General features: G+C 47.1%; 21 protein-coding genes. 18 read left to right on the top strand and 3 right to left on the bottom strand.

Going from position 1 to position 21,468, the window contains the following annotated elements; all coding sequences use genetic code 11:
* Positions 1-186: 186 nt before the first annotated feature.
* From mutS to glnA, 14 genes are all read left to right on the top strand, one after another.
* Positions 187-2,889 (top strand): DNA mismatch repair protein MutS, encoded by a 2,703-nt coding sequence (mutS, locus tag AB4Y93_RS26610; protein ID WP_441896568.1) that lies wholly within the window; start codon positions 187-189, stop codon positions 2,887-2,889.
* A 32-nt stretch (positions 2,890-2,921) separates the two neighbouring features.
* Complete coding sequence (gene mutL / locus AB4Y93_RS26605) at positions 2,922-4,931, top strand: DNA mismatch repair endonuclease MutL (protein WP_441896566.1); 2,010 nt, start codon at positions 2,922-2,924, stop codon at positions 4,929-4,931.
* Positions 4,928-5,722, top strand: coding sequence for a class I SAM-dependent methyltransferase (locus AB4Y93_RS26600; RefSeq protein ID WP_441896564.1), 795 nt, complete (start codon positions 4,928-4,930; stop codon positions 5,720-5,722). Before mutL ends, AB4Y93_RS26600 begins: the two co-directional genes overlap by 4 nt.
* On the top strand, positions 5,700-6,707 hold the full coding sequence (gene miaA, locus AB4Y93_RS26595; protein WP_441896562.1) for a tRNA (adenosine(37)-N6)-dimethylallyltransferase MiaA: 1,008 nt from the start codon (positions 5,700-5,702) through the stop codon (positions 6,705-6,707). The genes AB4Y93_RS26600 and miaA overlap by 23 nt, the downstream gene beginning before the upstream one ends.
* Positions 6,704-6,946 (top strand): RNA chaperone Hfq, encoded by a 243-nt coding sequence (gene hfq, locus AB4Y93_RS26590; protein WP_015844208.1) that lies wholly within the window; start codon positions 6,704-6,706, stop codon positions 6,944-6,946. The genes miaA and hfq overlap by 4 nt, the downstream gene beginning before the upstream one ends.
* Positions 6,947-7,100: 154 nt before the next feature.
* A complete protein-coding gene (locus AB4Y93_RS26585) occupies positions 7,101-9,665 on the top strand; it encodes a PBP1A family penicillin-binding protein (RefSeq protein WP_441896560.1) in 2,565 nt (854 codons plus the stop codon).
* Between the two features lie 17 nt (positions 9,666-9,682).
* On the top strand, positions 9,683-10,306 hold the full coding sequence (locus AB4Y93_RS26580) for a peptidylprolyl isomerase (RefSeq protein ID WP_441896699.1): 624 nt from the start codon (positions 9,683-9,685) through the stop codon (positions 10,304-10,306).
* A gap of 228 nt (positions 10,307-10,534) precedes the next feature.
* Complete coding sequence (locus tag AB4Y93_RS26575; RefSeq protein WP_441896558.1) at positions 10,535-11,086, top strand: DUF402 domain-containing protein; 552 nt, start codon at positions 10,535-10,537, stop codon at positions 11,084-11,086.
* Positions 11,083-11,742 (top strand): YdcF family protein, encoded by a 660-nt coding sequence (locus AB4Y93_RS26570; RefSeq protein WP_441896556.1) that lies wholly within the window; start codon positions 11,083-11,085, stop codon positions 11,740-11,742. Before AB4Y93_RS26575 ends, AB4Y93_RS26570 begins: the two co-directional genes overlap by 4 nt.
* 120 nt (positions 11,743-11,862) lie before the next feature.
* Entirely contained in the window at positions 11,863-12,843 is a 981-nt protein-coding gene (locus tag AB4Y93_RS26565) for an AAA family ATPase (RefSeq protein ID WP_441896555.1), read from the top strand.
* A 22-nt stretch (positions 12,844-12,865) separates the two neighbouring features.
* Positions 12,866-14,155, top strand: a complete 1,290-nt coding sequence (gene hflX, locus AB4Y93_RS26560) for a GTPase HflX (RefSeq protein ID WP_441896553.1) — start codon at positions 12,866-12,868, stop codon at positions 14,153-14,155.
* A 39-nt stretch (positions 14,156-14,194) separates the two neighbouring features.
* Positions 14,195-15,487 (top strand): methionine gamma-lyase family protein, encoded by a 1,293-nt coding sequence (locus AB4Y93_RS26555; RefSeq protein WP_441896551.1) that lies wholly within the window; start codon positions 14,195-14,197, stop codon positions 15,485-15,487.
* Between the two features lie 88 nt (positions 15,488-15,575).
* Positions 15,576-15,986 (top strand): MerR family transcriptional regulator, encoded by a 411-nt coding sequence (locus AB4Y93_RS26550; protein WP_015844216.1) that lies wholly within the window; start codon positions 15,576-15,578, stop codon positions 15,984-15,986.
* 45 nt (positions 15,987-16,031) lie between these two features.
* On the top strand, positions 16,032-17,360 hold the full coding sequence (gene glnA, locus AB4Y93_RS26545; protein WP_167273653.1) for a type I glutamate--ammonia ligase: 1,329 nt from the start codon (positions 16,032-16,034) through the stop codon (positions 17,358-17,360).
* 55 nt (positions 17,361-17,415) lie between these two features.
* On the opposite strand, the gene AB4Y93_RS26540 is transcribed toward glnA, so the two are convergent.
* Positions 17,416-17,595, bottom strand: a complete 180-nt coding sequence (locus tag AB4Y93_RS26540; protein ID WP_441896697.1) for a PspC domain-containing protein — start codon at positions 17,593-17,595, stop codon at positions 17,416-17,418.
* A gap of 187 nt (positions 17,596-17,782) precedes the next feature.
* Positions 17,783-18,403, bottom strand: a complete 621-nt coding sequence (gene lexA / locus AB4Y93_RS26535; protein WP_167273657.1) for a transcriptional repressor LexA — start codon at positions 18,401-18,403, stop codon at positions 17,783-17,785.
* Positions 18,404-18,571: 168 nt separating this feature from the next.
* Here lexA and AB4Y93_RS26530 point away from each other — a divergent pair, with 168 nt between their 5' ends.
* The 4 genes from AB4Y93_RS26530 (at position 18,572) to AB4Y93_RS26515 (ending at position 20,691) form a co-directional block, all read left to right on the top strand.
* Positions 18,572-18,934: a LysM peptidoglycan-binding domain-containing protein gene (locus tag AB4Y93_RS26530; RefSeq protein WP_441896548.1), complete on the top strand. Its 363-nt coding sequence runs from the start codon at positions 18,572-18,574 to the stop codon at positions 18,932-18,934.
* A 154-nt stretch (positions 18,935-19,088) separates the two neighbouring features.
* Complete coding sequence (locus tag AB4Y93_RS26525; RefSeq protein ID WP_167273666.1) at positions 19,089-19,280, top strand: DUF896 domain-containing protein; 192 nt, start codon at positions 19,089-19,091, stop codon at positions 19,278-19,280.
* A 79-nt stretch (positions 19,281-19,359) separates the two neighbouring features.
* Positions 19,360-19,875 (top strand): hypothetical protein, encoded by a 516-nt coding sequence (locus tag AB4Y93_RS26520; protein ID WP_441896546.1) that lies wholly within the window; start codon positions 19,360-19,362, stop codon positions 19,873-19,875.
* A gap of 27 nt (positions 19,876-19,902) precedes the next feature.
* Positions 19,903-20,691, top strand: a complete 789-nt coding sequence (locus tag AB4Y93_RS26515; protein ID WP_441896544.1) for an HAD family hydrolase — start codon at positions 19,903-19,905, stop codon at positions 20,689-20,691.
* 187 nt (positions 20,692-20,878) lie between these two features.
* On the opposite strand, the gene AB4Y93_RS26510 is transcribed toward AB4Y93_RS26515, so the two are convergent.
* The gene (locus AB4Y93_RS26510) at positions 20,879-21,418 is read right to left on the bottom strand and encodes a 1,2-dihydroxy-3-keto-5-methylthiopentene dioxygenase (protein WP_441896542.1); all 540 of its coding nucleotides are present in this window, start codon (positions 21,416-21,418) and stop codon (positions 20,879-20,881) included.
* Positions 21,419-21,468 lie beyond the last annotated feature (50 nt).

Here is a 21,468-nt window from a genome sequence, read left to right as displayed (position 1 = left end):
TACTGGACATTGTATTCATTGACAAAGTTGAGGTATAGGCAGCTTCCCAGCCTGGGAGTGCTTTTTCTGACAATCGCCTGTATGGCTTGGACCATCGCAGGTTGGCGCGCCGCAATCCGCTTGGTATAATAGCATGATGATGTTTATATAGGATCAAATAATGCTATTAACCTGGGAGGGGCAACAGTGGCTGGCTATACCCCGATGATTCAACAATATCTTGCGATTAAGGAACAAGCGAAAGATGCGTTCCTCTTTTTCCGTCTCGGCGATTTTTACGAGATGTTTTTCGATGATGCCATCCATGCATCACGTGAGCTAGAAATTACATTAACGGGCAGAGAGGGAGGCGGCACGGAGAAAATTCCGATGTGCGGCGTCCCTTATCATTCTGCAGAGAACTATATTGCAAGGCTTGTGGAAAAAGGCTATAAAGTCGCGGTCTGTGAGCAAGTAGAGGATCCGTCGGCTGCCAAAGGCGTTGTACGCCGTGAAATTGTACGGGTGATTACACCAGGTACGGTGATGGAATCCAAATCGCTTGCCGACAAATCTAATAATTTTATCGTCTCCGTAGGATCGGTCTCATCTTCCACTATGGGACTGGCAGCCTGTGATTTATCGACTGGCGAGCTGTATGTAACCTCACTTGTGTACAACCTTGATACGCTCATTGATGAGATTAACGTTTACCAGCCGGCAGAGATTGTTGGTGATGAAGCATTGCTTACGCAGCTGCGGGAGAATGCGGTCTGGAATCGCCCCGTTCTGCTGACGGCGAGGGAGCCTATGGCAGAGGACAAGCTCAATGTACAATTCGATCATTCTCAGCTCGATGGTCTGAATGATGCCCGTTATCGTGCAGTCAGTCTTTTGACGGGATATCTTGAGGAGACGCAGAAGCGTTCGCTTGGCCATGTGCGTACCATACGTACCTATGAACCAAATCAATATATGATTCTCGATCACTATACGCGCCGTAACCTGGAGCTTACTGAGACGGTGCGCGACCGGAGCAAAAAAGGCTCACTTTTGTGGCTGCTGGACCGGACGCAAACCTCGATGGGGGCAAGGCTTCTCCGCCGCTGGATCGATAAGCCGCTTCTTAACCGTTCCAAGATTGAAGAGCGTTACGAAGCGGTTGATGCATTATATCGGAATTTAATTGCAAGGGACGATATTCGTTCTGAGATGAATCATATTTATGATCTTGAGCGTCTAGTTGGACGGGTTGCCTTCGGCAGTGCGAACGGCAGAGATATGAATGCACTTAGAAGCTCCATTCGCCGCACGCCTCAGCTTGTCGAGCTAGCGAGGAACGCGGGTTCCGAGCAACTTCGCTTGCTTGTGGATGGACTTGATGATTGCACGGATCTCGCGGAAATGATCGAGACGGTCATTGTGGACGAGCCGCCTGTATCGATTCGGGAGGGCGGATTAATTCGTGCCGGTTACGATGATTATCTGGACCAGCTTCGTGAAGCAAGCACCAACGGCAAGAAATGGCTGGCTGAGCTTGAGCGTCAGGAGCGGGAAGCAACAGGCATCAAGACGATCAAAATCGGCTTCAATAAGGTATTTGGTTATTTTCTAGAAGTATCTAAGGGTAGTCTGGCGCTGCTGCCAGAAGGCCGTTACGAGCGCAAGCAGACACTCGCGAACGCTGAACGGTTTGTCACACCGGAGCTGAAGGAGAAGGAACGGCTGATCCTTGAAGCAGAGGACAAAATGGTCGATCTGGAGTATGCACGCTTCCTCGAGCTTCGCGATCATCTGGCATTGCAGCTGCACCGACTGCAGCGTCTGGCAGAAGTAGTTGCTGAGCTTGATGTTTATCAGTCGCTTGCAACAGTTAGTGCAGAGAGAAGATTCACTCGTCCAACTATTACTGATCAGTTTAATTTGGTTATTGAAGAAGGAAGACATCCCGTTGTTGAGGCGATGATGGAAGGTATTCCATTCATCTCTAACTCTACTGCACTTCGTCATGATGAGCAGTCGATGCTGCTTATTACTGGACCAAATATGGCAGGTAAAAGCACCTACATGCGCCAGGCAGCACTGATTTGTATCATGGCGCAGATTGGCTGCTTTGTACCAGCGAAAGCAGCAGAGATTCCGCTCATTGACCGTATCTTCACACGGATTGGCGCAGCAGATGATCTCATTGGCGGTCAAAGTACGTTTATGGTCGAGATGAAGGATATCCAGCTTATGACGGAAAAAGCGACTGAGAACAGTCTCGTGATCATTGACGAGCTTGGACGAGGGACTTCAACAAGTGAAGGCATGTCGATCGCTCAGGCTGTTATTGAGTTCGTTCACCATCATATTGGCTGTAAAGCACTTGTCTCGACGCATTTCCATGAGCTGTCGCATCTGGAAGCCACATTGCCGAAGCTGGCGAACGCCTGTATGGCCGTTCAGGAGAGCGGCGATCATGTGACGTTCCTGCGTAAGCTGATTCCTGGTGCTGCTAGTACGAGTTACGGGATTTATTGTGCAAGACTGGCGGGTTTGCCGGATTCAATTATCGACCGTGCTTACGTCTTACTGGAGCACTTGGAAGCCGATGCTGAGAACTTGCTGCAAGTTTCAAGTGACAAGAAGCAGCCCGCTTACAAAGTGGCCGAAGCTCAGAGTGTTCCATCTTATATAACTGCGCCAGAACCTGAACTAGCAATCAAAGAGACGGCAGCTGCTGTTCAGCTCTCCATCTTTGATGAGCCTGGTGTACCTGCGGTGCAACAGCAGGAGCAAGGACGCCGCAAAGCGTCGCCTAAGGCCGAGCAGCTTGCAGATCAGCTTCGGAAGCTGGATCTGTTTAATATGACGCCGATGCAGGCGATGCAGTGGTTGAATGAAATGAAACAAAAGATAAATGATTAATTGCAAGTGATGGAGGAAGGAGGGATTTGAAGATGGGGAAAATCCAGGTGCTTGATGAACAGCTTGCGAACCAGATCGCGGCGGGTGAGGTCGTGGAGCGTCCGGCATCGGTTATTAAGGAATTAGTGGAAAATGCAATTGATGCGGGGAGCTCCGTCATTGATATTACGATCGAAGAAGGCGGATTATCGTACATTCGGGTAACGGATAATGGCTCGGGGATCGAGCCAGCGGATATGGAAACGGCGTTCCAACGCCATGCGACCAGCAAAATCTCTTCCAGCAGCGATCTGTTCAGGATCGCAAGCCTAGGTTTTCGTGGCGAAGCGCTGCCAAGTATCGCGGCCGTGTCGCGGCTCGAATGCGTCTCATCGATCGATTCGAGCGGCCTTGCGCAACGTCTTTATATTGAAGGTGGTACGGTAACGGCTAACGAACCGGCCAATGCTCCTCAGGGCACCGATATGTCAGTGCGGGATTTATTTTATAACACGCCGGCAAGGCTTAAATATATGAAAGCCATCCAAACGGAGCTTGGTCATATTACCGACTATGTCTACCGAATAGCGCTGGCCCATCCGGGTATTACCGTGACCTTGAAACATAATGGATCCGTTCTGCTTCGCACGCTTGGTACCGGAGATAGGCAGCAAGTTATTGCGGCAGTGTATGGAACGAATACGGCAAAGGCGATGCTGAAGGTGGAAGGTGAGACATCCGATTATGATCTGCGCGGCTATATTTCGAAGCCGGAGCTGACTCGGGCGAATCGCAACGGGATGACGGTTATCGTGAACGGACGGTATATCCGCAGTCATACGGTGAACCAGGCGATCCTGCAGGCCTATCATACGCTCTTGCCAATTAACCGATTCCCGATTGTTGTACTGGAGATCGGCATGCATCCAAGCTTGCTTGATGTTAACGTACATCCCTCTAAGATGGAGGTTCGATTCAGTAAAGAAACCGAGCTTCGTACGTTAGTAGAGCAAGCGGTGAAGGAGGCCCTTGGGCAAGTTCGTCATATACCAGGACCGTCTGAGAAGCCGGAACGCGAGAAGCCGCTATTTGTACAGGATGCGATCTCTTTCCATCGGCCGGATCCGCTGATTCAAACTCAACCATCCGGTCAGGAGCGGTCACCGTTTGCAAGCCCAACCCCTTCATCCGGAGGCGGGTTTAGTCCAAATCGTCAGGCATCTTCTTCCTATTCAAGCGGCAGCAGCTCTTCTTACAGCTCAGCTTTCCCGCAGCCTCCTAAGCGTGATTATGTGCCAAAGGATGCGACGGAACGGCTCTATAAGCCTGCTGAGCAGCGTGAAGTCTCGGTGCATGAGGCCTCAGCTCCGTGGGAGCAGGCTGCTCCTGCACTCCAGCAGACGGAAGAGGTATCACAATTACAAAGTAATAATGGAGAGCATCCTTCTGCTAGCCAATCAGAGCAACAAGGCCCTACATTCCCAGAGTTATACTGGATTGGGCAGTTGCATGGCACGTACATCGTGGCGCAAGCAGAAGAGGGATTGTACCTCATCGATCAGCATGCCGCCCATGAACGGATCAATTATGAATATTACTATCAGAAGTTTGGCAATCCTGAAGCGGCCAGCCAACAGCTGCTTGTTCCACTAACTCTCGAGTTTACTTCAGGAGAATCGGAGCAGCTGCGCGGTATGATTGGATTATTTCAGGAGGCAGGAGTGGAGCTTGAGCCGTTCGGGCAGCAAACCTTCCTGGTACGCGCTTATCCGGAATGGTTCCCGCAAGGCGAGGAGCAGGCCATTATCGAGGAAATGGCAGAGCTGCTGTTAAGCGAGCGCAAGTCGATTAATATCGCAAAGCTCAGAGAAAAAGCGGCTATTATGTGCTCTTGTAAGGCTTCGATTAAAGCGAATGACCGGAAGACACGTGAGGAAGGCGAGGTATTGCTTGCTCGTCTTGCCGCGTGTATTCAGCCTTATACCTGTCCGCACGGACGTCCGATTGTCGTCCATATTTCTACTTATCAATTGGAAAAAATGTTTAAACGGGTGATGTCATGATCGTAACAACCTCCGACAAGCCGTCTCAGAAGGCGTTAGCTACCGCTAAGCGGCTTGCGGATGAATTATCTGCTCCCTATGTTGTACGAGGCAGACAGACGCTTCGGCAATTGGCGGAGAAGATGGAGAAAATTGAGCTGATCGTGGTAACGGAGAAGGAAGTCCGATTTTACGACGGCCAGACGGAAACACCGTTATATTTTCATCCAAGTATGGCCTTTGTTCGTGTGAAGAGGCTTCGCAAGGGTGAGAGCGATCCTCTTATCGATTTGACGGGCTGCAAACCCGGAGATCGTGTTATTGACTGTACAGCAGGACTTGCGTCAGATTCACTGGTATTCTCTTATGCAGTAGAAGAAACGGGAGCCGTAACCGCTATTGAGAGCCAGGCAATCCTCTGTGCAGTTGTGCGTGAAGGTTTAGCGGTCTACCAGTCCGGCTTGCCGGATGTGGATTCTGCGATGCGTCGTGTTCAAATGATAAACGTGAATCATACGCAATATTTGGCCGGACTGCTGGACAAGAGTGTAGATATCGTCTATTTCGATCCGATGTTTCGCCAGCCTATTCATGAATCGAGCGCACTTGAGCCTTTGCGGAACCTCGCTAATGACAGTGAGTTAACAGCTGATGCCGTTCGAGAAGCGATAAGAGTTGCTCGTAAGTCGGTTGTAATGAAGGAGCATCGTGACAGCGGAGAATTTGCTCGGCTTGGGTTCGAGCGGCGGCATGTGAATACGTCGAAAATAGCTTATGGAGTGATAGAGGTTGCAGGAAGCAGGGACGAATGACCGCAAGCAGCCGCTGCTTGTGCTGGTTGGACCAACAGCTGTAGGGAAGACACAGCTTAGTCTGGATCTGGCCAAAGCCTGGAATGCCGAGATTATTTCTGGTGATTCCATGCAGGTGTACAAGACGATGGATATCGGTACGGCAAAGCTGCCTTTTGCCGAGCGGCAAGGGATCATCCATCATTTGATTGATATTAACGAGCCTGAAGAGGCTTATTCCGTTGCAGATTTCCAAGAGCAATGCAGAGAAGCGATTACAGATATTGCCGCAAGAGGGAAGCTTCCTTTTATCGTGGGCGGAACGGGCCTTTATATTGAATCGGTCTGCTATGACTTTGAATTTGACGATAATGGCGCAGATCCTGCATTTCGTGAGGAACAGCAGCTTTACGCGGAAGAAAATGGAGCAGAGGCACTTCATGGCCGGCTGGCTCTTGTTGACCCCAAATCTGCGGAACGTCTTCACCCGAATGATCAGCGACGTATTATACGCGCACTCGAGATTTACCACCTCTCAGGTGAGACGATGACGGCTCAGCTCGAGCGACAGAAAAAAGAATCGCCCTACGAATTATGTATTCTAGGTCTGAATATGGACAGGGAAGTGCTGTATTCACGGATTGAGCAGCGAATTGATCAAATGCTGGAGGAAGGTTTGGTCGAAGAAGTGAAGGGTCTGCTTAAGCGTGGTGTACCTGCGGATGGAGTTGCCATGCAGGGGCTCGGCTACAAAGAAATCGTCATGTATTTACGTGGTGATTGTACGCTTGAAGCGGCTGTAGAGCTGCTCAAAAGAGATACACGGCGCTTTGCTAAGCGCCAGCTTTCCTGGTTCCGCCGCATGAAGGATATCGAGTGGATTGATATGGGGGAAAATTTTCACAACAATTTACTTCGGATTCATGATATAATAGCAGGAAAGTTTCAAGTCAATCTTGAATATACTTCTAATCAATCTTTTTTAGACGGGGGTAACGTCCAATGAACAAATCGATCAATATTCAAGATACTTTCTTGAACCAACTGCGCAAAGACAACATTCCGGTTACGGTTTTCTTAATGAATGGTTTTCAAATCAGGGGCGTTATTAAAGCGTTCGATAACTTCACGATTATCATTGACAGTGAAGGTCGTCAGCAAATGGTGTACAAGCACGCGATCTCGACGTTTACTCCACAGCGTAATGTTTCATTAATGCAAGACAACAGTGCTTCAGAAGCATAGAACGTAATGTTATTTGTGAAACCTTCTATTCACGGATAACGTTTAACTTGATAGCGGAAGGCAAGAACAACCCGCTCCAGCAGGGTTGTTCTTTTCATTCCAGGGTATATTGAAGAATAGAGAAACAGATTTTGGAACAACAGGAGGGAGCCAAATGGCTGAACAACCTAGACGCAGCAAACCTAAGGAGATGAAACGAGGGACGGCAAAGAAAAAGAAAAGAATGACGCCTCGTAAATGGTTTTTTGCGTTCTTCTTTACCGTTGTGTTTGCAATCGTCTGTGGCATCATCGGATATTTGTTTATTACACTGAACGGCGAGCGAATCTTGACTGAGAAGGCGGATAAGCTTGAACTCGGCGAAGCGTCGATTATATATGACATGAACGGAAAAGAGATTACAAAGCTCTACGACGCAAACCAGAACCGTGAGAACGCCGAATTTAACGAAATGCCGAAGCTGCTGCTAGATGCTTTCGTAGCAACGGAGGACCAGAGGTTTTATGAGCATTCCGGGATTGACTTCTTCTCCATCGGACGTGCTGTCGTGAAAGACGTTATTGCAAGAAGCAAGGTGGAGGGAGCAAGTACCATCACCCAGCAGCTGGCAAAAAATATATTCCTGACTGCGGACAAAACCTTTTTCCGTAAAGCGACGGAAGCATCCATTGCGGTCGCGCTTGAAAATAAGTATTCGAAGCAGGAAATTCTGACGATGTACCTGAACCGAATTCCTTTCGGTAAAGGGATTTATGGCATTAAAGGTGCCGCGGATTTTTATTTTGATACGGATCTGAAGGATTTGAAGATCTGGCAGATTGCGACACTCGCTGGTATGCCAAAGGCGCCTAACCGTTATAATCCAATTAATGATCCGGAATCTTCTATGGCACGCCGGGCTGTCATTTTGAAGCTGATGTATGACCAAAAATTGATTACAGAGCAGGAAATGGAAGAAGCGAAAGCGGTTGTTTATGAGCCGCCTGCTAATCTGGAAGAAAAGAAAAGCGATCCATATAAAGCATACGTCGATTATGTAATTGAAGAAGCTGTTAAAGTAATACCAGACATGACGGAGGAAGAACTGCGGATTGGCGGTTATCGAATCTATACATCGCTTAATCCAACCGCACAGACAGCCGTTGAGAAAGAATTCGCAGATGATACCAACTTCGAGAAGAGTCCAGACGATCAGAAGGCGCAAGGCGCTATGATCATCATGGATCACCGTGACGGTACGATACAGGCGATGGCTGGTGGACGTGATTATGTACGTAAAGGTCTGAATCGAGTAGAGGTGCAGCGTCAGCCGGGCTCTGCGTTCAAGCCGATCGTATCCTACGGTCCGGCGCTTGAATCTGGTGATTATTATCCTTGGACAGTACTTAATCAGGATTCACAAAAATGCTTTGGCGATTATTGTCCGAAAGACAGCCATGGTTCAAGTCCAGTAACGATGCAGCAGGCGATTAAGGAATCCCGCAACCTAGCTGCAGTATGGACKCTGAATCAAGTGGGAATTGGCAACGGTATTGCGTTTGCCAAGAAGCTTGGCATTGAGCTGGAGCCGGAAGATCGCAACCTTGCGATTGCGCTTGGCGGTCTTTACAAGGGGGTAACCCCTCTGCAGATGGCAGAGGCCTACAGTGTATTTGCTAATGGAGGCAAATCGGTAGACCCGCATACGATTACGAAGATTGAGAACTCGGCTAACAAGAAAGTATACACGTACCGTGCTCCACAGGCGAAACAGCTAATGAAGCCGGAAACAGCGTGGTACATGACACAAATGATGCAAACCGTTCTGGAGAAGGGCGGTACAGGTACGGGTGCCCGTATTGACCGTCCCGTAGCAGGTAAGACAGGTACATCGCAGCATGGTATCCCTGGCTTTAATTCAAGTGCGAACAGGGACGCGTGGTTCGTCGGTTATACACCGGAATGGACCGCTGCTGTCTGGATGGGTTATGACAAAACGGATGAGCAGCACGTGATTAAGAAGAGCAGTGCGCAATCAGCCGCGATGTTCAGTAAGGTTATGTCGCAGGCGATGAAGGGTGTTGCAAAATCATCGTTTGTGCAGCCTAGCGGCATTAAGCAGGAAGTGAAGGAGCAGGCAGCAGTAACGGGCTTTAAAGCAGAGTTCCTGCCGGATCAATTGAAGGTTCAGATGTCCTGGACTGCTCCTGCGGACAGCAAAGGTGTAACATATCGCATTTACCGGAAAGACTCATCCGAATCAGAATTCTCGGTATTCGCTGATGCAGTTACACCGATGATGGATGATATGAGTGTATTCCCTGGTATGACATACCAATATTATGTTGTAGCTTATAATGCGGAAGAGGATGTAGAAAGCAAGCCTTCTGACACGGTTACAATCAAAGTGCCAGAGATAGATGTTGAAGTCCCTGAGCAGCCTATGGAACCAGATCAGCCGAATGATGGCAACCTTCCAGATATTCCGGATAACGGGACGAATGGCGGTATAACGCCTCCACCTTCTGTTGATCCGAATCAGCCGGTTGAAACGGAAACGCCAGGAGATGGCGGAGTCGTTTCACCGGGCCCAGGCAATGGTGCTGGCAATGGGAATGGCAATGGAGAACCAAGTGAAGGTGCCGGAGGTTCGGTCGATCCGACCGATCCCGGCACCGGCACAACGGGCAAAGGCACTACCGATAAAATTGAAGCCGGAAGTGCTGGCGGCAAAACGTAAGGAGCTGGACGTTGAAGATGGGCAAGCTCAAGAAAATAAGCTGGAGCATCGTCATGACCTTTACAGTCATCGCTGTATTACTGACGGGCTGCGGATCATCCGGCGATTCGGCTGATAAACCGATGAAGTGGGACAAAATGCCGGAGATGTCAATCAATTTGAATAAGCAGTATTCGGCCAAATTTACAACCAGCAAGGGTGATTTTACCGTTAAGCTGTATGCGGCGGAATCACCGGTTACGGTTAACAATTTTGTTTTCCTTGCCAAAAGCGGTTATTATGATGGTCTTACGTTTAACAGCATTATTGAATCTTTTATGATTCAAGGCGGCGATCCTAAAGGGAATGGCACAGGTAATCCGGGGTATTCGATTCCTGATGAATTTGATACAAGTATCAAGTTCGAGCCTGGTGTTGTTGCGATGATGAACAGCGGCAAACCGAATTCAGGCGGCAGTCAGTTTTTCATTTGCACAGGCCCTGATGCGGTCAATCTGAACCAAACACCTACCTATTCGATCTTCGGAAAAGTAGACAGCGGCATGGAGACGGTCATGAATATAGCGAAGACACCGGTCAACGACAAGCATGTACCGAAAGAAAAAGTCATTATCAATTCGATTACGATCTTGGAATCATAAGCYGGATATGGGATAGAGCGGACAATCCGTTCTATCCCTTTTTTCGTTTTTTGGGCAAAAGCAGGTGCCTCACATGCTACTTCACATGGAAAAGTGGGGGGTGGCTTGGTTTATTTTGCATGCGTGCTGGAGAAGAGCGTTAAGTTATGGTAAGCTTTTTACAACGCTATCCATCATCATCGAAAGCCAAGCATCAAAGGCTTATCTCAACGGAAAGGTACGTTCCGTATGAAACGAAAATTTTCAGACCGGGCTAACTGGCGTCGCATTATACGCAAAAGTTACAATTGTCTGGCGCTCGACAGTGATGAGTTCAAAGGCCTCGTTACGTTTTACCGGATTCATGAGTTGCGCGAGCCGCTTTGGAAGGAATATAACGGGCGGCGTTTATGTTTGGCAGACCGCGGTTATCTTTGGATGCAGCATTTTCCGCGGGGTGAGCATTTTGTCGTAACGACGATGTTTGACGATAAGGGCCGTGTTGTACAATGGTATATCGATATTTGCAAGACGCAAGGGCTGACGGATCAGCATGTGCCTTGGTTTGATGACTTGTATCTGGATGTGGTCGTGCTGCCAAGCGGAGAAGTGTTCCTGCTTGATGAGGACGAACTGGAAGATGCTCTTCGTCAAGGAGAGGTAACCGGGAAAGAAGCGGCACTTGCACGCAAGACAGCGGGAAGATTGCTTTCGAGCATTCGCAATGGCCGATTCCGGTATTTTACACTGAGCTTGAAGCATCGTAAAAGCTTGACGGAGAGAGAGCTTAGAGAATCATGAAAAGTATTGTTCATACGAGGAGCAAGTCACGCAAACGTCGCGGATTGCTCCTGTTTCGTATCTTTGCAGCATTCGTATGTTTGGGATTATTGTTCTGCGGTTATTTGATTTGGCTGATCAACAGCTATGATGAATCCCTGCCGATTGAACAAGCTGATGCTGCGATCGTATTAGGTGCTTCATTATGGTCAGACAAGCCAAGTCCTGCACTCAAAGAACGGCTTGATTATGCGGACAAGCTTTATAAAGACGGAAAAGTTCAGATGCTTATCCTATCCGGCGGTCTTGATCGTAATGGTTCGAAGCTGACCGAAGCGGAAGGGATGCAGGTTTATTTGATGGCGAAGGGTGTTCCAGCAGATAAAATGTTTCTGGATAATGCGGCAAGAAGTACATATGAGAATCTCCTGAACAGCAAAGTGATTGCCGCTGATCAACATTTGGATAAGCTCCTAATCGTGACACATGACTATCATGCGCCAAGGGCGATGGAAATAGCTCGTTATCTAGGCTACAAGAATACGCAGGCTGCAGCCTTCCATTCTGAGGTTTTGAACCCATTCCGCAATCAATCACGGGAAGTACTTGCTTACACGAAGTGGAAGGTGGATTCTGTTCTCTTGAAGTTCGGATACCGCTCTCCAGACTCCCTGTAATAAAATCTGTTAATATGACCGATTCCGATAGAATACACTTGTTAGAAGCGGGATATGCCGGGGTTGTTTTCTTTGGCATACCCAAGCTAGTGACGGTGCGAAGGATAGGTGATGCGATAGATGAGCGGACATGTCATATCGGGATCGAATAATGGAGCAAGGCCGTCCCGTCAGATCAATGTAGTCCTTAGAAGTCAGGAACCCATTCAAATGACGGCTTCAGCGCCTGTAGTTGATAATGAGCCGCTGCCAGCCGTTAAGCCGCTCCCTCCTGGAGATCATTTTGCGGATATTCAGAAAGAGCTGGAACCCATGGTAGGGATGGACAATGTGAAAGCTCTTATATATGAAGTCTATGCGCTTTTATATATAACCCGAATGCGTTCGGAAGCGGGCTTGTTTGGCGGATCACATGTCTATCATATGATTTTCAAGGGGAATCCCGGGACCGGCAAAACAACAATTGCCAGAATCGTTGCGAAGCTGTTCCAGAAGATGGGTGTACTTTCTAAAGGTCATCTGATTGAAGTAGAGCGGGCAGATCTGGTCGGAGAATATATCGGGCATACAGCACAGAAAACGCGGGATTTGGTGCGCAAAGCGATTGGCGGCGTTTTATTCGTGGATGAAGCGTACAGCCTGGCGCGCGGCGGAGAGAAGGATTTCGGCAAAGAGGCAATTGATACCCTTGTAAAAGCAATGGAGGATCATCGTAATCAATTTGTGCTCATTTTAGCGGGTTATCCTGCTGAGATCGATCATTTCCTCCTGACTAATCCAGGGCTGCCGTCACGTTTTCCGATTCAAATCGATTTTCCAGACTATAATATTGATCAATTAATTCAAATTTCTGAGCTGATGGCGAAGGATCGAGATTATTATTTGATGCCGCAGTCCATATTTAAACTAAGGCAGCATTTAATCCAAGAGAAGATGAATGACTTGTTCTCGTTCAGCAATGCCCGTTATGTGAGGAATTTGATTGAGAAGGCTATCCGATATCAGGCCGTCAGGCTGCTGAATCAATATTCGAATGGGATTCCGCCGAAGCAGGAGCTTATGACGATCAAACCGGAAGACTTTAAATGGGAAATAAAATGACGCCACTTTAGAAGGAGCAATCATGCGAGATAAAACACATAATACGACAATGACTATGCTGGAACGTGCCGTGCTGGTTAGTCTGGTTACACCTGATATAAAGCGCAGCATCAGTGATCCGGAGCATTCGCTGGCTGAACTGGTTGCGCTGGCTGAGACAGCGGGAACTGAAGTACTGACCACCATGACGCAAAATAAAGAAGCAAAAGATACAAAGTGGTTCATCGGTAAAGGCAAAGTGGAAGAGTTAAGAGCGATTGCTGAAGAAATGGGTGCGACTACTGCGATCTTCGACCAGGAATTGTCTGGCGCACAGGTTCGGAATTTGGAGGAAGCTCTAGATTTAAAAATCGTAGACCGTACACAGCTTATTCTTGATATTTTCGCACAACGGGCTAAGACTCGTGAAGGCATTATTCAAGTTGAGCTGGCGCAGCTCAGCTATTTACTGCCGCGCTTGTCCGGCCATGGCAAGAACCTGTCACGGCTTGGCGGCGGTATTGGTACAAGAGGCCCGGGTGAATCGAAGCTGGAGACGGACCGGAGGCATATCCGGGGTCGTATCACTGATCTGAAAGCCCAGCTTGATGAGCTTGTTCGTCACCGTAAGCTTCATCGGGAGAGACGTAAGAAGTCTGGTGTTATTCAAGTAGCATTGGTCGGTTACACGAATGCCGGGAAATCAACGATGCTTAGGGAGCTTACTAGTGCAGACGTCTATGTAGAGAACCAATTATTTGCAACGCTTGATCCTACATCTCGTACGCTTGAACTGCCTAATGGCCGAGAAGTTATACTAACGGATACGGTAGGCTTCATTCAGAATTTGCCTCATGACCTTGTTGCTGCATTCCGCGCGACGCTTGAGGAAGTACTGGAAGCAGACCTTGTGCTCCATGTCGTGGACGGCAGCTCACCAATGCGCGATGAGCAAATGGCGGTTGTAGAGAAGATCCTAGGTGATCTTGGAGCAGCGGGTACGCCTAATCTAACGATTTATAATAAGAAAGACCTATGTGAAGAGAATAACGTGGATGTGCCAATTGCAGGTCCAGATACGCTTGTTATTAGCGCTTACCAGGAAGCCGATTTGACGCTGGTACGGAATAAAATTCAAGATAAGTTGACAGGTGATACGGTAACTTTCACCTTACCTGCAGACCGCGGAGATTTGATCGCACTTGCTTATCGAAGTGGGGAAGTAGTAGAAAATGATGTTAGCGAAGATGGCGAATCGTTACGATTGACCGTTCAGGTCAGCCGTCAAGCATATGAATTACACGGATACAAACTACAGCCCTATATAGAATAAGGATTTGGGTTACGATAACAAAGGGAGAGACAGGCTAGAATGATTGACCATCAGGAGCAAGAAAATGAATCAATATGGAATGATCTGGAGCAATTAGCGGAAGAAGCGGAACAACTAGCTAGCGAGCAGCTGCGCTTGATTGACCGTATTGCTGAACGTAATCAATGGAAAGTAATCCGAGCGTTTCAGCGGCATCAAGTAAGCGATTTTCACTTCACAGGCTCGACGGGCTATGGATACAATGACCGCGGCCGTGAAGTGCTGGATCTTGTATACGCGGATGTATTTGGTGCCGAAGCGGCACTGGTACGTCCGCATTTCGTGTCGGGCACACATACAATTGGCTGCGCTCTGTTTGGAGTGCTGCGTCCTGGAGATGAACTGCTGTATATTACAGGGAAGCCTTACGACACCTTACACAAAGTGATCGGCAAGCCAGGAGATGGGACAGGCTCCTTGCAAGACTGGGGAATCCGTTATAACGAAGTGGATTTACAGGAAGACGGCAAGCTGGATTGGAATAGTATAGAAGCCGCAATTAATGAACATACGAAAGTAATTGGTATTCAGCGCTCAAGAGGGTACAGCTGGAGAGCATCATTTACCGTCGATGAGATTGGCGATATGGTTCAGAGGGTTAAGCAAATCAAGCCTGATGTGCTTGTGTTTGTTGACAACTGTTATGGCGAATTTACCGAACTGCGTGAGCCAACTCAAGTAGGTGTAGATTTAATGGCAGGTTCTCTCATCAAAAATCCCGGCGGCGGTCTTGCAGCAACCGGTGGTTATATCGTTGGAACTGCCGCTGCAGTCGAATCGGCAGCCTTTCGTCTGACTGCGCCGGGCATTGGGGGCGAGGTTGGTGCTATGCTGGACACGCTTCGCGGAATATATCAAGGGTTGTTCCTTGCACCACATCTGGTTGGACAAGCTGTGAAAGGAAGCGTCTTCGCCTCGGCAATGTTTGAACAGCTTGGCTTTGAGACTAAGCCTCATTGGTCCGAGCCTCGCACAGATCTTATTCAAGCAGTTAGATTTGGCGGAGCAGAGCAACTGATAGCGTTTGTACAAGGCATCCAACAGGCGGCTGCGGTTGATGCACATGTCGTACCTGAGCCATGGGACATGCCAGGATATGAACATCCTGTTATTATGGCGGCGGGAACGTTTATCCAAGGCGGAAGCCTTGAGTTATCAGCTGATGCACCGATACGTGAACCTTTTATCGCTTACATGCAAGGCGGCTTGACCTTTGCCCATGCGAAGTTTGGTGTACTTACAGCGTTACGTCGACTCATTAAGAACGGACTTATCGCAATTAAACGTAATTAAACGTAATTAAACCTAACACAACTTGACACGTTTTTGGTAGGTGGGTTATTATATACGTATAAATGAGCGACTGGAAGGTTGATGTGAAATGGGTGACGATATACGTAGAAACATGGCCTTATTTCCGATCGGTATCGTAATGAAGCTAACGGATCTAACGGCGCGTCAAATTCGTTATTACGAACAGCATGAATTGATTGTACCGGCAAGAACCGCCGGCAACCAGCGTCTGTTCTCTTTTAATGACGTCGAGCGTCTGTTAGAAATTAAAGCATTGATTGAAAAAGGCGTTAACATTGCTGGCATTAAGCAAGTCATGAATCCGGTTTCAAAAGAATCGGACGACGCTACAATCGTAAGCGAGCAATCAGAAGTGAAGCGTAAGGAGCTGTCCGATGCGCAGCTGCATCGCTTGCTGAAGCAGCAATTGCTCGAGAAACGTCCTGGCCAAGCATCCCTTATTCAAGGTCAGTTGTCGCGTTTCTTAAACAAGCGATAATCTAAGTCTTACTAATTTACGAACCAGCAAAAGGAGATGAACGGTGTGAGTTACACGAAAGAGGATATTAAACGCATTGCAGAGGAACAGAACGTTCGATTTATCCGTCTTCAATTTACCGATTTGCTTGGTACAATCAAGAACGTGGAAATTCCAGTAAGCCAGCTCGATAAAGCACTGGACAATAAAATGATGTTTGACGGATCTTCCATCGAAGGTTACGTTCGTATCGAAGAATCTGACATGTACTTATACCCTGATTTGGATACTTGGGTTGTATTCCCTTGGGTTGCACAAGATCGCGTTGCTCGTCTGATCTGTGATATCTATATGCCTGATGGCACACCATTTGCAGGTGACCCGCGTGGTATTCTGAAACGCTCCCTGCTTGAAGCAGAAGAGATGGGCTTTACAGCGATGAACGTAGGTCCTGAACCGGAATTTTTCCTGTTCAAAACCGATGACCGCGGTGAGCCTACAACAGAATTGAACGACCAAGGTGGTTACTTTGACCTTGCACCAATGGATATGGGCGAGAACTGCCGTCGCGAGATCGTACTTACACTTGAAGAGATGGGCTTCGAGATTGAAGCTTCTCATCATGAGGTAGCTCCAGGCCAGCACGAAATCGACTTTAAATATGCAGATGCTATTAAAGCGGCTGACCAGATTCAAACATTCAAGCTTGTTGTTAAGACAATTGCGAGACAACATGGCCTTCATGCAACCTTTATGCCAAAACCATTGTTTGGCGTGAACGGTTCTGGTATGCACTGCCACCAATCATTGTTCCAAGGCAGTACAAACATGTTCTATGATGAGAAAGATCGTCTTGGCCTTAGCCAAACTGCACGTTACTACATGGCCGGTATTCTGGAGCATGCACGTGCAATGGCAGCTATTACGAACCCAACGATCAATTCCTACAAACGGATGGTTCCTGGTTATGAGGCACCTTGTTATGTAGCTTGGTCAGCAAGTAACCGTTCGCCGATGATCCGTATCCCGGCATCCCGTGGCCTCAGCACACGTATCGAGGTACGTAACCCAGATCCAGCTGCTAACCCATACCTGGCACTTGCCGTTATGTTGAAAGCTGGCCTTGACGGTATTAAGAATAAAACTCCGCTTCCAGCACCAGTAGATCGCAACATCTACATCATGACGGAAGAAGAGCGTCTGGAATCTGGTGTGCCAAGCCTTCCATCCGATCTGAAGGAAGCTCTCGACGAAATGCTCCGCAGCGACGTGGTCTGCGAAGCACTTGGCGAGCACGCTCTGGCTCACTTCTACGAATTGAAAGAAATCGAGTGGGACATGTACAAAACACAAGTTCATCAATGGGAACGCGATCAGTATCTGACGCTGTACTAGGATTATTAGGATTTCTATTATGATGTAAAACACCCTCGACGTAGCGTCGAGGGTGTTATTTTTTATATAAAGAAGAGGGAGGATCAGGAATAATGTTAGCCAGGATCATATAGATAATTAGATTGGCGGGGATAAAAATGAGGAATATAACTCTTACGAACAAAGCGGATAGTTCAAAATAATTGGCGATCCCGCCGCATACCCCAGATATCGATCTATTGAATTCTGATTTCATTAATCGCTTCTTCAATCGCAGTCACCTCTCGGTCAGGAGATCTAATTCCATCACAGAAATAATACCATATAAAGGTAGTTGGGTAATGTTGAAATTTTCTATTATAATCCAAATCAAAAAAAGAGGCTGTTCTCACTATCCGAATGAAGCAATCGGATCAGCGGGAACAGCCTCTTTTTGTTAGTTATTAGTGGAAGTCACGGAACAACCCAACCACTTTACCGAGAATCGTTACTGTGTTCAAGCGGATGGGCTCCATTGTGGAGTTCTCCGGTTGAAGGCGAATATGGTCTTTCTCTTTGTAAAAAGTCTTTACAGTCGCTTCGTCATCTTCCGTCATTGCTACAACGATATCACCGTTGTTCGCCGTTTGCTGCTGGCGTACGATGACAAGATCACCGTTATGTATACCAGCTTCAATCATGCTCTCGCCAATGACATTCAAGATAAATACTTGATCATTTCCGACGAAATGAGCGGCTAATGGGAAATAATCTTCAATATTCTCAGTCGCAGTAATCGGCACGCCTGCCGTTACCTTGCCGACGATTGGTACTTGTGCTACAGCGGGGAGGATGATACCGTCAACACCGTCTTGATCTAAAATTTCGATCGCCCGGGGTTTAGTAGGATCGCGTCTAATAAGGCCTTTCTTCTCTAACCGATCCAGATGCCCGTGTACGGTGGAGCTTGATGCCAGGCCAACCGCTTCGCCGATTTCGCGAACAGAAGGCGGGTATCCTTTGTCCCGAACCTCATTCTTTATAAATTCAAGAATCGACTGTTGGCGGTTCGAAATCTTAGACACTGAAATCACTCCATTAATATATTTGAAGAAAATTATAACATAGAACCGGAGTTCGTACAAACATAAGTTCCTAAAAACAAAAGTTCGCATTTTTGTTGACTACAAACATTTGTTCGTGTTATTCTAAGAACAGAAGAAAACAGAACAAACGTTCGGGGAGCGATAATAATGATGATGAATCCAGCTTTTTATAAAAGTATCCATAAGGAAGATGCGGTTAAATCTTTCAAATCGCGGAGCAATATTGTTACTCGTCATGCTTTTAAACTTGTAGTAAGTGCAGCGGTGTTTGTCCTTCTCTTTACTAGTTTCCTAATGATGCGTACGAACGCTTCATCCGATCATATAGAAGCAGCAGCCTTGAATGAGGAGACTGTAGTTGTTACGGCAGGTGATACACTCTGGGGTATTGCAGACCGTTATCTGGATGGTTCCAAGGATATTAGACAGTACATCTATAAGATCAAAGAACGTAACCATTTAAGTACCGTTGAACTAAGGCCAGGACAAATCATAATTATTCCTCAATAACCTATTTATGAAGATGGACAGGGAGTAGCGCACAGGATGTGCGTTTTATTCCCTGTCCATTTGTCTATTCTTATATCATTACCTTGACAATTGCTCGCGTAAAAAGTCAAAATAGGTAAGAAGAGATGAGTATTGTACAAATGAGGTGAAGGCAGTGGAAGAAATCATCGCGCGTATTAATGAATTATCCCGTAAAAATAAAACAGTGGGTTTAACTGAAGAGGAAATTGCTGAACGTGCCGTATTGCGTCAACAATATTTGGATAATTTCAAAAGAAATTTCCGACAGCAGTTGGATACGATTGAAATTGTGGACGACGACGAGCAAAAGGGTGTAACCCATTAAGTTGGTCTGGATTTTATATAGTTAGCACTGGCGCCGTTCCATGAACGGCGCCCTGCAATATACACTAGGAGGAATTGGCTTGTCACGTACGTGGGAGCGCAAAGTGCGCAAAAATACGAACCAAATTAATAAAGCGCGTAAAAAGCATGGTGTTTCACAGATTGGTACTACATCATCTGGAAAACCCAAAACGGATCGCTTTACCGGCCGTAACTACATATTTCCAATCGTGCTCGTATTGATGATCGGTATGTATACCTTTATGGTAACTTCTGCTCCTGATTTTGAGCCATCAACGATGTTATGGGTAACGATTGGCTGTTATTTATTACTGGCATTGGTCTTCTTATTGCGCCGTCCGTATATCTCGATTGGTAAGGATTATATCCAAACCCGCAAAATGACTGGCGATAAGCAGCTTCCAGTGTCAAATATTAAAGGAATCAGCGTACAAAAGGGTGCAATTATCATCATGCAGCAAAAAGGTGCTAATTGGGTATTCTCGCGTTTGCTGAATCGTTATCCTACGGATGAAATCAGCGCTAAATTAAAGGATTTTGCTAAAATACACAATTTGCCTTTTGAAGAAAAATAGAAGCAGAGTAGGAGAGTTATGCGAATTATGGGGAAGCAAGCCGTTTTATTTGATCTTGATGATACTTTGCTGTGGGATGACCGCAGTGTAAAAGAAGCATTTGAAACAACATGTAAAGCTGGCGCTGAAGCTGCTGGCGTGGATCCTGAGCAATTGGAAGAATCCGTGCGCAGAGAAGCTCGTGCGTTGTATGAATCCTATGAAACGTTCCCGTTCACGAAAATGATTGGGATTAATCCTTTCGAAGGACTATGGGCTAACTTCCGCGAAGGAGAGCAAGAGGAGTTCCGTAATCTGGAGAAGCTTGCTCCTGATTATCGTAAAGATGCTTGGACTCGCGGCCTGCGTGCGCTTGGTGTAGAGGATGAAGTGCTCGGTGCTAAGCTTGCTGAACAATTCCCTGCAGAACGCCGCAGCCGTCCTATCGTATATGATGAAACCTTCCGTGTGCTTGATGCACTAAAAGGCAAGTACAAGCTGCTCCTGCTGACGAATGGTTCGCCAGACCTGCAGCGTGAGAAGCTGGCAGGAGTTCCTGAGCTTGCTCCTTATTTCGATCACATTATTATTTCGGGAGAATTCGGGGAAGGTAAGCCCGCTGCATCGATCTTCCGTCATGCATTGGAACGCTTGGGCATTGAACCGGAACACGGCATCATGGTTGGCGACAAACTGACGACCGATATTCTCGGAGCTAACACCATTGGTATGACATCTGTTTGGGTGAATCGTCATAGTGCTGTCCGCAATGATGACATCATCCCATCGCATGAAATCGCTCATTTGGAAGAGCTTCTGCTGTTGCTGGAGCAATAATGGACAAGACAAAGCCCCTAGAGCCATCTGATGATGGTGCGAGGGGCTTTTTGATTTCCACAATCGAATGATTTCCACATTGGAATTTATAAATTTCTGAGATAATATAATTTGAAATTCTATTTGGCGATAAAACCAACCGTTAAACGCGGTCGCTCATCATCGAATGACTTCGATATAGGTTTTCTTATTTTACGAATGCAGGGTCTTCGAATGGATGTGCAATCCAGCCTTCTGTTTCGATGAACAGACGTACCGCTACGATTTGGCGATTGTCCATCAATGTAAAGAAGTGAGGGATTCTCTCTGGTACGGAAATAACGTCGCCAGCTTCAAGCTCAACGTCGAAGTAACCAACTTCTTCTGTACCTTTGATAACGAAGATGCCTTTACCAGCTGTAATGGCACGTACTTCATCTTCCGTATGTGTGTGTACGGATTCGAATTTTTTCAGCAGTTCATCCAGGTTAGGAGTAGCATCGGACAACGTGATGATGTCCCATGTTTTATAACCGCGACGAGCGGCGAGATCTGTAATCTCATCGTTAAAGGTAGACAAGACTTCTGCTTTCTCTTCATCGGAGAGAATAAACTTCTCTTTAAGTGGTGCAGGCAGCTTAGTAGCGTCCCAATGTTCATACAAAACTTCTTGATTTTCTAAAAACTCACGAACGTTCTGCTCACCAGAAATACGCTCATTTGTATTGCGAATGCGAATTTCAGCCATTCTCAATCCCTCTTTCCCTATAGAAATTAACTGATAAGCCCAATTATAAA

It is taken from the genome of Paenibacillus sp. YAF4_2, from assembly GCF_052113225.1.
Lineage (GTDB): Bacteria > Bacillota > Bacilli > Paenibacillales > Paenibacillaceae > Pristimantibacillus.
This window is presented reverse-complemented; position numbering and strand designations above follow the sequence as displayed.